Here is a 13,781-nt window from a genome sequence, read left to right on the forward strand (position 1 = left end):
CTGACCCCTAATCCAGATCGTAGATCGAGCCAACCTTCAGGCCATATAACTCGTTGTATATTTTCTCGGCAAAGGCATCCGTCATGCCCGCGATATAATCAATCACCATATGCTCCCATGTCCAGATCGGGTGCGCCCGCTTCTGATCCGCTTCATAACGCTGAAGCCAATCCGATGGAATGATGGCCGTTGAGGCAACAGGATCAAGAAAAGCGTCCCACAGGCGCTTAATGATCCACTCGCTGCGTTTTTGCAGACGCTGGACCCGCAGGTCGCGAATCATGGTCACCCAGGCGAAACTTTTCAGGACGCTGACCGTGCGCAGCATATCCTCGTCCTCCGCGCCGTCTCTGACAAACGTCACCTTTTTCCAGTCCCCGTTCGTGATCACGCCCAGGCTGCCTACAAACAGACTCACCCAATAGGCCTTTACCTCGCGCCGGGTACGGGAATAGTCATTCTCGCAAGTCGGCATCTTCTCATTCCAAATCTTGAGGAACTCATCCAGCACCGAATCCACCTTCGGATGAATCTTCTCAGGGGTCCAGCCCTTCCACACCTCGTCCTCCAGCGTCATGATCTTCTCCACGATCAGCTTGTTCAGATGACTGTCCCGCAGAAAATGCTCATGCACCTCTATCTTTCCGGCTTTAATGCCATCCTCCAGATCATGCGCGGAATACGCGATGTCATCACAGAGGTCCATCAGCTGCGCTTCGAGCGTCCGATACGTGCCAGGAATTTGCCAAGCCTCCCGGATGTGGGAGATATATTCCCATTCATGCCGGTACATCCCTTTCGGATTCACCAAACCGGAGAACGGATATTTATTAATTCCAAGCAGAACCGCATCGGACAGGTTGAGCCCGTTCATGTTCTCTCTTTTCTCCAAAAACATGATCAGCCGAAAATTGTGCGCGTTCCCTTCAAAATGCTCATATTTTCGACGCATCGCCCGCTGTACTTCAGCAGCCTGCTCCGGTGTCGGTGTACCCGGCTGACGCGTCAGCTCCTTCTCGGTTCTGCGGTCGATGAGTTTCTCCAGAATGCCCTGCAGCACCTCTTCGCCTTTATGACCAAATGGAGGATGTCCAAAATCATGAGCGATTGCCGCACATTCCACCACCTCGGGATCAATCATCAGGCCCGCATTCTCGGCTTGTTCCGGCAGCACTTCAGGATAATGACGGGTCAGACTTCGCGCCGCTTCCCGTGCAATCTGCGCAACCTCCAGTGAATGCGTTAAGCGCGTTCGGTAGTAATCGCCGGTGCCTGCACCGAATACCTGTGACTTCCCCTGCAGCCTGCGGAACGTCGGCGAATGGATCAGGCGGGAATAATCCCGCTCGTATACTGCGCGCGAAGCATCGGACTTCGTCTGCTCCGGGTATTGGCGATGCTCTCTAAGCTCCCTCAGTCTCATTTTCCCCACTCCTGTTTATCTGTTTATGGTCGATTCTGAATTGTTCGTTCCTTAGATTATATGCCATCTCGCTTCTGAAAGAAAAAGGTTATTCCTTCTGTACCCGTTCCCTCATTGTATACCCCTATCGTAACGCCTGTTATCCGCTGTGGAGGATTTTCCTTCATATACCAAGCTTCAAACACCGACACGGTGAGCAGACTCTCCCTCTGCCAAGCATTTCATGTTATGTAAAAAGGATGGATTGGAGCGTAATAAAGCTTACATTATGTAAAGCACCAGACGCTTCTAGGATCACACAAAACCCGTACCGAATGAAAAGGCCGCCTATTGGCGACCCCAGTGTTTCACAATAAGTTTTTTTCTGCCAATACGGCTGTTAGATGCTGCAAAATTAGCGACGTTTCGTATGTCGTAAAACAGTGCTTGTCACTTACTCTCGTTATTAAAGACCCCTACCCGGTGCAGGACAGTCATGATTCGGTAAAAATCGAAGCTGCCTTCCGGGTCATTCAAAACCTCTGCCTGCTGAGCAGCCTGTATCGCGGGTTCTGCCCAGCTTGGAACTTTTGCAGACTTTCCACTCTCTATGTCCTTGAGCCTGGAGTTCATTTGCTTCATGGTATTGCTCTGTTCTGTTAACATTTTCAATGCGGAAGCATACTGCTCGTTAAGCTGACGTACCTGCTCTTGTGTCTTTTGCAGCTCCGCTGTTAATTGTTCGATTTTCATGCGTTCCTCCTCCTCCGGACTGGGTACATCATACTGATGAAGTGCGTTTTGCTCCATAAGGGAGATCAGCTTTTTCGGATAATTGGGATCTGTAGCGTAGCCTCCCTTCCATATCTCCGTAGCTGCCGTTTTATAGTCCTCCCATAACACGCCATGGTAACGCATTGGCTTGTCTCTCGTTCCATTCAGGATGAGGCGCGTATGATCAGCAACCGATTCGCTCCAGCTGTTATACTTGCGGAACTGGGCGTTGGTTGTATAAGATGTCTGCCCCCGGTATTCCGTTGTCTGCATGGTGACGCTTCCCGCCGGACCGGTTCCCTTGATACCAAACAGATTATTTGCTTTTTGCGTGAGACCGCTCGTTCCCCAATTCGACTCCAAAATAGCCTGGGCCAGCGTAAGTGAAGCCGGTACCCCGTATTTACGCATGTCCTGAACAGCAACAGGGGCAAGTCGGGCAATAAATTCAAGAGGCTTCATTCTTTTTCTCCTCCTTTCCTTCGGTTTGCTTGTCCCCTTCTTCGGATTTGATCTGGAACACCTGTACCACATTACGCAGGGACTGAGGGATCGGTACTCCCATTCGCCCAACGTTCTCAATAATAGACAGCAGCTCATTCGCAAGATAGAAGAAAATCACGGTATTCTGAAAATAATTCATCTCTCCCAGCACCCGGTCCACCAGATGCATCAGGGCGATGATGAGAAAAATGGTCATTTTTCGTGCAATACCAGTATAACCAATGCGGCTGCGCAGCTCACCGTTCATCCAGGCTGCGCCCCATCCTGTCAGCCAATCGATCACCACGAACCATAACAACAGATGCAGCGGAAGCGACCACCCGCCCCAGACGTACCCTGTCACGGCCCCCGTCCCCGCCACCAGCATCTTAAAAATCTGACCGATGTGCTCATACATAATTGCTCCTCCTTTATATGGTTTTGAGGGTGTGAAAAAGCCCTCGGTGAGCCGAGGACTGGATTGAAGTTAGAATTGAAGTTATTCATAGCTGATCCTAATAGAGATCACCTTTTTAGTATGTGCACCACTTCGCATGCGGATCATGCTTCCGATCGCTGTTGCCCCCAGATTTTCTTGTAACTTTATCGATAGGGTTAAAATCCGTGGACAAAGGCGACCGCTTCGCTTCTCCAGCCTGATTCCGCCTTCTCCGTTGAAGTCTGGTTTACTGTAGAGTCATTCAAAGCAGCGTTTAGTAGACCTCGCCAGTAATAACTTCGAATTCTTCTGGCGTGATTACACCGAATGAAACATACAGTCTCAATTGGGGCTTCTGCGCCCATTTTTTTTCATAGTAGTATTTCAATCGTTCAAAATCGTTCTCAAACATCGTCTCCCGCTCCTTTCGTTCAGCTATTTTCAAGTGACAGCAGCCGCAATTCAAGCCCTACGATTTGAGCGCCCTGCGCCTCATTCTGCTGACGCAGTTCCAAGGCTTCCAGTTCTCGTGTCACCATCTCGCTGCCTAGGCGATCCACTTCATTGGCTTCCTGCGGTTGAGGTTTTGTTAGCTCCTCGATTTCTTCCGGGGTTAAGCCTTCAATCCATAGAGTCGGCTGAGGTGTGGACTCCAGAACCGGCATTTCGCCGCGTTCTTCCTTCGACAGTGCTTGCCACTCCGAAAGGACTCGTTGGTATGAGTCTTGAGCTGCGCTTATGGCAGACTGGTATGCACTCCAGGCTGCGAGATCAAAACACGGGCGGTACAAGCCGGAAGTTGTCGGGATGCCTACAATGTAGCCCGAGATATTAGAGTCAGAGTCGTTTGACGGCTCATCGTCAGGTTCTGTAGCGTCTACTGTTGTAGACACGTTAGGTTCCCCTTGCCCAATGTGGGAATAAAAAGGGACGACACCGGAAAAGGCATCGTCCACAAGTGTGTCCTCTAAATAGAGGCCATTTGTATTTACTTTAGGTACGGCTTTCATGTGGAACCTCCTTTATTGTTCGGCTAGAAACGTGATGTTGGCGAGTGAATACCATTTGGCCCCTGTACCTCCAACATCTGCCCTAACTTCACCTGTATTTAGTACGACAATCTCACCATAGGTTCCACCATTCGCGGCGGGGAACTTTAGATAGCTTTCGGGCCTAAACCCACTAGGGAGTTTAAAAATATCCGCGCCTGACGATGTAACCTGGACTAGCCCTCGAAATTGAATTTTACCAGTACTCAATTTCCTATAAGCAACTGTTCCAAACCTTGTAGTATCCACAGATGTGGCCCCATTTAACAGTGTTGGCGTAATCCACCCCGGTGCATCGTTATCCACCTTCTTATTCATCAACACGGATACAGCGGTCGCATTCTGCTGCACGGTGTCGGTCAGCTCTTGGAGCATCGCCTTTTCGTTGGCCGCGTACGATCCGGTGAACGGAGCGATTGGCGACTTGTCAAGCATTAGGTACGTGACGGAATAATTTGCGGATGGATCGAAAAGGCCGCTTCCTAATCTCGCTTGTACAAGCCCAAATACGTACTCATATCCTACGTCCACAGGGTGGGCAATCCACCCATTGTCAGGTAGATTGTTCTTATATACAGACTGTATTCTGCTTGGTCTTTTGGATAATGGGTAACTTGGAGAAGTTCTACCGTTAATCCAATACGTACCGTCTCCCGCGTCAACTGGCTTTACCCCCTCCCGTAGTACAATTCCCGTTCCAACTTCAATCTGATTATCGCCCTCATTAAACGTCAGCATGCCTTCGGAAACGATAGGCTCGACTGTTGGCGTTGCGAGTTGGTATACGAGTTGGTAGGGCGTGTACTCGGCTGCTAGTGTAGTTGGGCAAATTTTGGTCGCATCTGCCCATGACCCAGAAGAGCTTTTTCTAACCCACCATTTTTCGCCTGTTCCATTATACGGCCCTTTAGTTGTCGGATTATCCCCAGCTGCTGCCCCCGGATACATAACCCAGCCCATAAAGTACGCCTTAATCTCGTCGACTGTCGGCGTGTAGTTGTCGCCCCACCCGGTGTCAGTGTTAGACATTACAATCTGAATTTTATTCTGGTATGCAGAGTTCAGAAGGAATTCATCGACAGCATTAAGGTTTGCGTTATCCGTTTCACCTTTAAGCAATGAGCCGTTGAACTTAGTCATATAGGCAGGGAGGATAGCGCCTGTACGACTCCCATCAGAAAAATTGAGAGGTTCTATATAGATCACTTTTGACCCAATCGGCACATTCCCTTGATTTGTAGGAACGACATATTTACCAATCGAATCGTCTATTACAACCTTCTTCCACTTCGCCAACTTGAAATATTGTCCGTCCTTTTCGAACACCTCATCAGCATTCGCACCTGTCAGCGGATCGGCATATAAGTCCGTTTGCAGGGCGAGCATGGAATCTTCGCGTGGTTTGAACGGTTTAGGCGTGGAGCCCGCGGTTAACATTACATTTGTAAACTCGTAGTTACCCGCCCCCGTCGTGGTACACACCACCTGGGCGTAAACTGCATTGGCTGGGGAATGAATCTTCCTAGGACTTCCCCCGGTGTATATTTCGCCTACCCACGAAATAAAAGTAGTACCTGTAGCGTCGACCCAACCAACAGTTATATAACCACCCGTTGTCGACGTACCTCCGGTAACAACTCCGGAAAGCACATAATCAGTATTCGGTATAACCCGGATGTTTATATAAGTGTTCTGTGTCGCTGCTGTGCTTGCCAGGGAAAGAGTATACGGGCCGTTGGCCTTTGCTTGTGCGTGAATATTCCATTCATACAATGATGGCAACAAATTCTCCCCGTACCGGATCGCATACGGGTTTCGTACAGGCGTTACGCTATCAACGTAAGGATATTTAGCAGCTACTTGCTCCGGCGTCATGCTGTCAAGTGCGGCGTATTCTGCGGCAGATATTTCATATATACGGATCGCATCACCATACCCAAATTGTCCCGCCGTACCGTTTATGCTTATTACTGCCTCACTTAGCGCATCAACAGTCGGGTTGTAAGCACGAAACACTGGCACAAATTTAGTTGTATCGCTTGTAGTAGGAGTTAAACCTTTGTTACCTGTCGCATTATTCAGGTAGACAAGAGCCGACGCCGCATTTCCATTTTTTAAGTCAGCCACAACAATATAATATTTCCCAGCGTTTAGTTGAACTTGTACATTTGATCCCGCATTTCCGGCTGTAAACCCTGTGGAAATGGTGATTTTAATCGATTTTGAACCGGTTGTGAAATTTGACGTATCATTGGCAATAGTCGATTGATAAGGATACCACTTAGTTATATCCTCAACGTTTCCCTCCCGCCCAAGCAAATTCACCAGCGTCCGCCCTTTAATCCCGCACAACTTAAAAGGTGCGCTCCGCTCTGCGTTCACGATCTGGAGCCCTGGCTGCAGCACGACTTCCCTGCGTTCTTCCGTGTCCAGGCGCTTTTCCAAAGCGCCGATTGCTTCACTGGCTGCACCCGCGAACTGATCTACGGCATCCGCGTTCTGATCGATATACTTATCCAGATCGAAATACGTCGTGGACGGTGAGGTTCGATCGATTTTGTTCAATCCGATATTCGGTGTAACCGGATTTGTCATTTAAGCTCCTCCTCCCAACAATCTGTCTTGTGTTGTTCCTGATATTTCATCAAAGGTCATGCCCTCCACCTCGGTTATCGTGAGATAACGCAGCGCGTAATCGACAGTCATATGCGCAGGTTTAATCTCCTCAATGGCCGATTTCAGATCGCTTAAATTCGGGGGAATGCCCAGCGTATCCCGAAAATGAATTGTCACTTTATACGCATCCGGCTGTACGGTTACTTCGATGCTGCCCCGCTCGTAGGCCTGCGCCACGTTTTTGAGCATGCTGACCGACACTTTCCCGCTCCCCCGCATCTTCGAGATAATAACCGAGCGCCGCTGCTCTATCGGCTTGGACAGATTCACCGGAATGTTCAAGTCCTGCTCATATCGGGACAGCGCCCAGGTAGCAGTCTCTGGATAATACTGATCCAGCAGATCCTCCAGTTCCTGCGTCAGCTTGTCCAGCTCGGTCCCTTCGGCTCCGGCGATGGCTTTCATCTCCCGAACATCGTGATAAAAGGACGGCAGGTAACTCAGCCAAACCTCCGCTTTGCTCATTGGACCGTCACCGTCCCCAAGACGGCTACCGCTTCCGGGTGAATGGGAATGCTGTCCGTTCCTCCATTAATGGTCAGTACCTCATAGTCGATTACCGCGGGTATGTCCAAAATCACGTTGGCAATCCGGTTAAACCGGACCAATGGATCGGACATGGCGAGATCTTTAAGATACTGGCGAACCCCCTGCTCAATCGCTTCCTGCACGCCATCCATGCCGGCTCCTTCCAGAAGCGTAACCTGCACTTCGATATGAACGGGCACTTCATTCGCGCCAACAACGGTAACCACCGAGCCGACGGGAGCCGCTCCTTCGCCCATCCCATCCATGGTCGGATCGATGTACTGCTGCACCGATTCCACAACAGAAGGCGTCGGCGATCGCATCTCATTGTCGAGCAGCACGACCTTCACGGTACCCGGACCATTCCACAACGGAAAAGCCCTGGCTTTGCCAACTCCGGCCTTTTCTCTGGCCCACAGCTCATATTGATTCCGGTTCGCGCTGGTCACGGGACGGGCGATTTTTTCCCGGTAACGGTCATACAACGCTTCGTCCGACTCGGTATCTTCGCCTGGTACCCACAGTTCCATCAGCTCTGCCTTCACCAAGCCTTCAATGTATTCCAGTGGCAGCAGCGAACCGAAGCGGCGGTTGCCATCCTTCCCGATCGTCTCGCATTCCACAATATATTGACCCGCTTCCAGCCGGGTAATGACCTTATAGTTCAGCGGATCCAACGAAAACCGGCTTCCCAGCGGTACATCCACCGGGACACCATTACTGCCAGAAAAGTGCCCCAAAAGCTGCGCTTTAGTAGCCTGCTTCCGGGTCAATCCCGACCACGCAATGCTCCGATCCAAATATTCACCCGATGCCGTAGCGGCAAATTTCAGATTCATGGAATATCCCAATTCCGCGTACATCTGAGCAAGCTCAGCAGCAGAAGGTGCCAACGCATCGTAGATGATGCTGCCCTCTCTTTTGTCCATGCCGTCCGGAATCCGATCCAGCATCCGCTCCAGAATGGCTTCATACGTCTGATCCTCTACCATCCTCCCTCACCTCCTTCGTCATATTGAAAGTCCCATACAGACTCCGAACCGTAAATTTCGCTATCGCCTGCTCGCCCGCAAAAGTGATATTCATATCATCCACGGACACAATCCGGTCATCCTGCAGCAGCGCTTCCTTGATGTGCCTCTCGATTTCGGCATAAGCCCACAGCGGGTCACGCCCGATGACGGAATCCAGCTCCTGCCCGTAGTTACTGCTATAGATCAAATGCTCAAACCGGCGGGTCTGAAGGATTTTTACGACAGCCTGCTTAACGGCCTCAAGACCGTCTATGTGACCGGATATCGAGCCTTCCTCCAGGTTCAATTGGTACGTCAAACTGGGCTGCTCCAGTGTTTCCACGATCTCACTACCCGGTAGAATCGTTCCTCCCTGCGGGATCATGACGGCTTCACCAGCCGATCCAGCACGAGGTATGTCTGCCCGCCCTGATAACGAATGAGCAGCACCGTATCCCCAGTCTCCAGCCCTCTGCGAATGTAATACTCTTCGCCGCCGATGTTCAGCTTATACTCGGTCATCGACTCGCCGATAACCAAAAAATCCTCCGTCAGGCTGAAACGCTGATCCACGTTCACCTCCAGAGGATGTACAGATGTGACTGTGCCATACAGCACCGCCATCGGATTCGTGCTTCCTACGGCGCTGAGACTGGCTTTTTTGATAATATCCAGCATTCCTGCTTACACCACCTTCATATTGAGCGACATCGTGTGCGTACCGTCCGAGAATTTATGCGTGCATTCATCGATGAGATACGGCTTCAGCCCTTCTTCGGGAAGATTGACATAGATCGTGTTTCCCGCACGGACCCGCAAGTCTCCCATAGCCTCAATCGACAGCGTCTGCTGCTCCCTGTTCTTCAGTTCGAGCAAATTCTGTGCCAGCTGCTTCAATTGGGCCGGGTTCATGTTCTCGTCTGCCACCTCGTACAGCTGCAGCAAGCCCCACTGGGCGATGTTCTGCCCATGCTGGTACATATACACGTCCCGCTTCCCGCTCTCCTTGTTGTCCCGCACGACTTTAACGCGGTTGTACGTTTCGTTGTCGATGCTTTTTTTATATGAAAAATCCGTCATCAGGCTGTCTTCTCCAACAGCGAGCATGAGCAGCATATCATTGATGTTGCGAAGTGTCAGTTCACCATACTGGTCATAAAACATATAATACTGCTTGGTCGCAATCAGCGTGGACTCCAGCGCCTTGCAGATTATATCAATCAGCTTTTTGTCTGCTTCCAGCATCGCGGGAATCGTATGGCCGGTTTGGGCCAGCGTGCCTGTTTTCAGATTAAAATCCTTGGCAATCTTGCGAATGATTTCCTCTACCTTGGCATTGGTGAACCGATAGGTGTCGTTGCTGGACAAATAGCGCAGCTGGTCGTAGGCCATCAGTTTCACCTGGGCGTCCAACCCCCATTCTTTTGAAAAAACATAGCCATAAAACAGGTCCTTGTTATCCTTGCGGAAACGCACAATGTCACCATTCTCCACGTCAAATTCCTTGCTCTGCGCCAGACCATTGTTGACGTAGTTGATATCAAGACTCGCCGGCTTTGCCTGACGGCTTGTTTTCCATGTAATATCCGTTACGATCTGCCCCAGATCCCACACGCTTCCATTCTTTCGGTCAATCATCAGCTCGATCATGCAGCCACCTCCTTAAGGAATCTTGAGAACCCGGCCAATCGCCAGCTTCCGAACCTCATGGTCCTTGATTCCGTTCAGTTTTTGGATGTCCGTATGGAGCGAGCCGCTCCCGAGCAGCTTTTGGGCAATGCTCCACAGGGTGTCGCCTTTGGCAACCGTATAGGAGACGGGCTTCTTCCGGTCATCCGGCCGGTCTTTCTTCTTCACGGCTGCCGCCTTCTTATCCTTGAGCGGTACCACCTTCCTTGCCCCATAGAACACATAGCGCTTTAAGGTAATGGAGAATTCAATATCCTCCGGCGATCCGGACATCGTGTTCCAGTTGAAGCTTTCGATGGATGCCGCCATGTTGATGCCAAATGACTTCATCGCCCGCACCACATTCTTGCCGTCTGTACCGCTCAGCGGATCGGGAACAAGCCCCGTCATCACAAAACGTACCGGTCTGCGGCTCTCCATCCAGCCTTTGATGGTATTTACGTATTCCATTGGAAGTTTCAGCTTCTCATCAGACCCTAGATGGACAAAGGGATATACCCTGCCCGGGAAAAAGCTCTCAAACGAAATCTCCGTCAGCTTCGGATGCAGAATCGCATTCACTTCGCCAAGTCCCGCTACCGTATAGGATTTGCCCTCACCACTATCCTTGACTTCAATCCGCTCAGGGTTCACCGGAAATCGAAAAACCTCCTCCTGGTTATTAAAGCTCAGGAAAAATCCGTAGTCGCTCATGCTACAAATACACCCCCTCGGCACTGGACACAAACTGTTCTTCCAGCGTACGATTTATTCTTGACATGATGGTATCCAGATCGGCGCCGGAGTTAATATCCCCCGTTGTCATCTGTACAGTCGGCGTCAGGGTGATCATATTGCTGATCGCGTTCACTTCCGCCAGGTCGCGCATGACCTTCAGATCCTCGCTCGCCACGTCGACCGAATTGTCCACTTGACCGATGGAATCGATGCTGCCGCCCGCAGGGGCTACAGGAATTGGGGCGCTTGACATGGCCGGCATGGAAGACATCCCGGGCATGGCCGGGGTTGGAGTTGTTTTCGGCATCGTAACATCGTAACCGGTTTTGCCTATATTGTACTGCTCCAAAAGATCCTCGTTGTTCTTGCCCGCACTTTTATCCGGCATGAAACTGTCCTTAAACGTATCCATCGAAAAATCTTCTATAAAATCCTTCCCATTTTCCTTAAAATTCGTAAAGTCCGCCTTATATTCAATCTCTGAAATTTGCTTGGTATCCACGCCAAGAACCTTGCCAAAAAAGCCAGCTACCGCATTCACACCTTTGATGATGCCGTTAATAAGATTAATTACTGTATTGACGGTGTTTTGCGCAAGATCGACGATGAAGCCGAATACGTTGCTGAAAATTTGCTTAAGTCCGAGGGTTACTACTTTCCAAGCACCGAAAGCGGCCATAGCAGCGATGACCAAAGAAATTAACAGCATAAGAGGATTAGCTTTGATAACCATGTTAAATATTCTCATCGCTCCTGTCACTACGTTCGTGATCATAGCCATAGTCGTTTGAGCTGCTGCAAACGCGTAAGCATATACTTTCCCCATGATTAACCCTGCATTTAACGCTGCAAAAAAAACACCTACTAAAGCAATAACAGGAATTAATCCCATAAAGATCGTGATCAAATTCCAGATAGTGTTACCAACACCCGCAATGGTTGCTTTAATGAATTCCCAGGCTGAAGGTATCATTTCAGCAATCCATAAAAACCCTTGAGCTAATAAGGCTAGTCCAGAATTCAATATGTTAAAAAACGGTTCAAATGCCCCTGATTCAAATGCAGAGCTAATTATATCTAGAATAGGCATTATAGATTCAAGTGCCCCGCTCCCTATTTGAATAAAGGAATTATTCACATATCCCAACATCTTTTGCCACTTACTCATAGGAGAGTCCATCATCTTTTGAAGAGCTTCCTCCGTCATCCCCGATTTTTGTAAGAGTTGATCCATAGATGCTAAAAATGCCCCAAAATTGCCCTTTGATGATGTCACTTCCTTGGAGAATTGTTTGATGTTGGTTTCAGGTAACTTAAACTCTTTCGCAAGCGAGCTCGTGTCGCCTTGCATGGCACTCATTATGGCAGAAGCGGCATCTCCCGAACTCTTTCCCGTAGATGAAAGCTTACTCAATCGCTCAGCATAACCATTTAACGTGGAAATCTCATCTGAGTTTGTCGTCATGTTCATGAAAGATATTGAATTACCGAGCGTTTTATTGACATCGGCTCCCGATTTCAATGCATCCTGCTTGAATTTTTCAAACATAGCCGAGCCAACTTCTGGATCTCCTATCTTACTCTGAATAACATTCTCTAAATTTTGTTGTTTTGCCGCCGGTATAATGGAAACATCCGCTATGAATTTCATTCCATTATACGCAGCTTTAATTGCACCTAGCGCACCGCTAAATTTACTCGATAACTTCTCTCCCTTTTTCACTTCAGTATTCAGATTTTGTTGAGCTGTTGCCGCTTCATTAACTTTAGCCTCAGCTTCTTTTATTTTTTTGGTAGCGTGCTCAAAGCTCAGACCGAATATAAACGACTGTTCAAAAACGAGTTTATCCCAGTTGCTTAATGCCTTCATGATTTTTGGTGGAACAAGTATTTGAGAATTCGCCATTCCTTCACCCCCTTCTTCTACAACCTATCTCCGCTTCCGGACTCGCTCGCGCTTCTCCTTCTCCACCCGCATCGAGATCATGGCATAGATGGCGGCCCGTTCCCGGGCCGTCATCGCCATGAGCTGGTGAGGAAGGATGTGCAGTTCATGGAGGGCGTAGTACGCATAGTTCGCGTCACCGTCGCCCTCTTTGATTAGTTTTTTACGTCGTCTACCAGATCGTTCATATCCCGATCAAAACCGTTCAGGGCTTGCACCCGCTCACCAAGCGCGGCGAACTCGCCGGGCAGCAGCATTTTGCGGAGCAGGGATTCTGCACCAAGCACGCCGTAGGATTTTTGCAGCTCGCTGTTTTTCAGATCCGGGTAAATAACGCTCGATACCATCAACTTCGCCATATAGTCATTCGGGTCGATTTCCGGCGTGAATACGCCGTTCTTGCCCTTGACCTTACGGGTAGCGGCTTTGCGGCACTCCTGGTTCTCTTCCTCCGTGATGCTGCGCAGCTTCCAAGGTACGGGGCTCCCCTCAGCATCCTTAAAACGAACAGAGACCACGAATTCCTCCGTGATCTCCGCAGACGACTGTCCAGCAAAAAACATACTAAAATCGCTCATATTCCTTCCTCCTCATTCATGTTAAGTATTAGGCCAATGGGTTAAACGGCGTCTCAATTCGCACATTCTCAAACGTGAAAGCCACTTCTTCCTCCAGCGCCTCCGCTTCGATGTCGAGGGATGCCATAATCACGCTGTCCAGGTTGACGCCTTCCAAAATCACCGTCTGACGCCCGGTCGACGAGCCCGGATCCTCATTACGCACTTCGATCATGAAGTAGGCGTCTTTGCCGGTCTGGATGTATTCCATCATCAGCTCGCGGAAAAGCGAGGTCACGTAATAGATTGTCATCGTACCGCTGCCCTTCCAGCCAATGGCTTTGTGCTGCACGGCGCGTTGGCCCATCGTTTTCAGCTCGGCTTTTTCCTTCTCCACCGTAGCTTCCAGTGTTTTAATGTAGAACATTTCCTCCATACGCTCGCCAATTTTGACGAATGCCTTGCCCTCTTGCCCGGAAATCGTGTCGTTTGCCCGCAAAAATGCCATC

General features: G+C 49.7%; 16 protein-coding genes. All 16 read right to left on the reverse strand.

The features are described 5' to 3' along the window. Nucleotides 1-7 precede the first annotated feature (7 nt). The 16 genes from PGL02S_RS10635 to PGL02S_RS10705 all read right to left on the reverse strand — a co-directional run bounded on the left by PGL02S_RS10635 (nucleotide 8) and on the right by PGL02S_RS10705 (nucleotide 13,780). Nucleotides 8-1,423, reverse strand: coding sequence for a deoxyguanosinetriphosphate triphosphohydrolase family protein (locus tag PGL02S_RS10635; RefSeq protein ID WP_036640728.1), 1,416 nt, complete (start codon nucleotides 1,421-1,423; stop codon nucleotides 8-10). A gap of 56 nt (nucleotides 1,424-1,479) precedes the next feature. After that, a complete protein-coding gene (locus PGL02S_RS28745; RefSeq protein WP_006212516.1) occupies nucleotides 1,480-1,614 on the reverse strand; it encodes a hypothetical protein in 135 nt (44 codons plus the stop codon). Between the two features lie 238 nt (nucleotides 1,615-1,852). Next, complete coding sequence (locus PGL02S_RS10640; protein ID WP_036640729.1) at nucleotides 1,853-2,638, reverse strand: glycoside hydrolase family 73 protein; 786 nt, start codon at nucleotides 2,636-2,638, stop codon at nucleotides 1,853-1,855. Further along, nucleotides 2,625-3,077, reverse strand: a complete 453-nt coding sequence (locus PGL02S_RS10645) for a phage holin family protein (RefSeq protein ID WP_006212518.1) — start codon at nucleotides 3,075-3,077, stop codon at nucleotides 2,625-2,627. Before PGL02S_RS10645 ends, PGL02S_RS10640 begins: the two co-directional genes overlap by 14 nt. Before the next feature lie 295 nt (nucleotides 3,078-3,372). Next, nucleotides 3,373-3,510, reverse strand: a complete 138-nt coding sequence (locus PGL02S_RS10650) for an XkdX family protein (RefSeq protein WP_081742784.1) — start codon at nucleotides 3,508-3,510, stop codon at nucleotides 3,373-3,375. 19 nt (nucleotides 3,511-3,529) lie between these two features. Continuing rightward, nucleotides 3,530-3,991 (reverse strand): hypothetical protein, encoded by a 462-nt coding sequence (locus PGL02S_RS10655; RefSeq protein ID WP_244892310.1) that lies wholly within the window; start codon nucleotides 3,989-3,991, stop codon nucleotides 3,530-3,532. Nucleotides 3,992-4,120: 129 nt separating this feature from the next. Next, entirely contained in the window at nucleotides 4,121-6,742 is a 2,622-nt protein-coding gene (locus tag PGL02S_RS10660) for a hypothetical protein (protein ID WP_036640731.1), read from the reverse strand. Continuing rightward, entirely contained in the window at nucleotides 6,743-7,288 is a 546-nt protein-coding gene (locus PGL02S_RS10665) for a YmfQ family protein (RefSeq protein ID WP_036640733.1), read from the reverse strand. After that, nucleotides 7,285-8,343 (reverse strand): baseplate J/gp47 family protein, encoded by a 1,059-nt coding sequence (locus PGL02S_RS10670; RefSeq protein ID WP_036640734.1) that lies wholly within the window; start codon nucleotides 8,341-8,343, stop codon nucleotides 7,285-7,287. Before PGL02S_RS10670 ends, PGL02S_RS10665 begins: the two co-directional genes overlap by 4 nt. Beyond that, the gene (locus PGL02S_RS10675; RefSeq protein ID WP_036640736.1) at nucleotides 8,321-8,749 is read right to left on the reverse strand and encodes a DUF2634 domain-containing protein; all 429 of its coding nucleotides are present in this window, start codon (nucleotides 8,747-8,749) and stop codon (nucleotides 8,321-8,323) included. The genes PGL02S_RS10670 and PGL02S_RS10675 overlap by 23 nt, the downstream gene beginning before the upstream one ends. Further along, a complete protein-coding gene (locus PGL02S_RS10680) occupies nucleotides 8,746-9,042 on the reverse strand; it encodes a DUF2577 domain-containing protein (protein WP_036640738.1) in 297 nt (98 codons plus the stop codon). The genes PGL02S_RS10675 and PGL02S_RS10680 overlap by 4 nt, the downstream gene beginning before the upstream one ends. 6 nt (nucleotides 9,043-9,048) lie before the next feature. Next, complete coding sequence (locus PGL02S_RS10685) at nucleotides 9,049-10,014, reverse strand: XkdQ/YqbQ family protein (RefSeq protein WP_036640739.1); 966 nt, start codon at nucleotides 10,012-10,014, stop codon at nucleotides 9,049-9,051. A gap of 12 nt (nucleotides 10,015-10,026) precedes the next feature. Beyond that, nucleotides 10,027-10,746 carry a LysM peptidoglycan-binding domain-containing protein gene (locus PGL02S_RS10690; RefSeq protein WP_036640740.1) on the reverse strand — a complete coding sequence of 240 codons (720 nt, stop codon included), beginning with the start codon at nucleotides 10,744-10,746 and terminating at the stop codon, nucleotides 10,027-10,029. 1 nt (nucleotide 10,747) lies between these two features. Beyond that, the gene (locus PGL02S_RS10695) at nucleotides 10,748-12,676 is read right to left on the reverse strand and encodes a phage tail tape measure protein (protein ID WP_036640742.1); all 1,929 of its coding nucleotides are present in this window, start codon (nucleotides 12,674-12,676) and stop codon (nucleotides 10,748-10,750) included. Between the two features lie 194 nt (nucleotides 12,677-12,870). Continuing rightward, the gene (locus PGL02S_RS10700; RefSeq protein ID WP_006212528.1) at nucleotides 12,871-13,293 is read right to left on the reverse strand and encodes a phage tail assembly chaperone; all 423 of its coding nucleotides are present in this window, start codon (nucleotides 13,291-13,293) and stop codon (nucleotides 12,871-12,873) included. A gap of 28 nt (nucleotides 13,294-13,321) precedes the next feature. After that, entirely contained in the window at nucleotides 13,322-13,780 is a 459-nt protein-coding gene (locus tag PGL02S_RS10705) for a phage tail tube protein (protein ID WP_036640744.1), read from the reverse strand. Nucleotide 13,781 lies beyond the last annotated feature (1 nt).

It is taken from the genome of Paenibacillus glucanolyticus NBRC 15330, from assembly GCF_004000885.1.
Taxonomy (GTDB): Bacteria; Bacillota; Bacilli; order Paenibacillales; family Paenibacillaceae; genus Paenibacillus_AQ; species Paenibacillus_AQ glucanolyticus.

What these genes read in the sequence shown, in the direction of transcription:
- PGL02S_RS10635 (WP_036640728.1), bottom strand. Translation starts at nt 1,423, where the DNA reads ATGAGACTGAGGGAGCTTAGAGAGCATCGCCAATACCCGGAGCAGACG.
- PGL02S_RS10640 (WP_036640729.1), bottom strand. Translation starts at nt 2,638, where the DNA reads ATGAAGCCTCTTGAATTTATTGCCCGACTTGCCCCTGTTGCTGTTCAG.
- PGL02S_RS10645 (WP_006212518.1), bottom strand. Translation starts at nt 3,077, where the DNA reads ATGTATGAGCACATCGGTCAGATTTTTAAGATGCTGGTGGCGGGGACG.
- PGL02S_RS10650 (WP_081742784.1), bottom strand. Translation starts at nt 3,510, where the DNA reads ATGTTTGAGAACGATTTTGAACGATTGAAATACTACTATGAAAAAAAA.
- PGL02S_RS10660 (WP_036640731.1), bottom strand. Translation starts at nt 6,742, where the DNA reads ATGACAAATCCGGTTACACCGAATATCGGATTGAACAAAATCGATCGA.
- PGL02S_RS10665 (WP_036640733.1), bottom strand. Translation starts at nt 7,288, where the DNA reads ATGAGCAAAGCGGAGGTTTGGCTGAGTTACCTGCCGTCCTTTTATCAC.
- PGL02S_RS10670 (WP_036640734.1), bottom strand. Translation starts at nt 8,343, where the DNA reads ATGGTAGAGGATCAGACGTATGAAGCCATTCTGGAGCGGATGCTGGAT.
- PGL02S_RS10675 (WP_036640736.1), bottom strand. Translation starts at nt 8,749, where the DNA reads ATGATCCCGCAGGGAGGAACGATTCTACCGGGTAGTGAGATCGTGGAA.
- PGL02S_RS10680 (WP_036640738.1), bottom strand. Translation starts at nt 9,042, where the DNA reads ATGCTGGATATTATCAAAAAAGCCAGTCTCAGCGCCGTAGGAAGCACG.
- PGL02S_RS10685 (WP_036640739.1), bottom strand. Translation starts at nt 10,014, where the DNA reads ATGATCGAGCTGATGATTGACCGAAAGAATGGAAGCGTGTGGGATCTG.
- PGL02S_RS10690 (WP_036640740.1), bottom strand. Translation starts at nt 10,746, where the DNA reads ATGAGCGACTACGGATTTTTCCTGAGCTTTAATAACCAGGAGGAGGTT.
- PGL02S_RS10695 (WP_036640742.1), bottom strand. Translation starts at nt 12,676, where the DNA reads ATGGCGAATTCTCAAATACTTGTTCCACCAAAAATCATGAAGGCATTA.
- PGL02S_RS10700 (WP_006212528.1), bottom strand. Translation starts at nt 13,293, where the DNA reads ATGAGCGATTTTAGTATGTTTTTTGCTGGACAGTCGTCTGCGGAGATC.
- PGL02S_RS10705 (WP_036640744.1), bottom strand. Translation starts at nt 13,780, where the DNA reads ATGGCATTTTTGCGGGCAAACGACACGATTTCCGGGCAAGAGGGCAAG.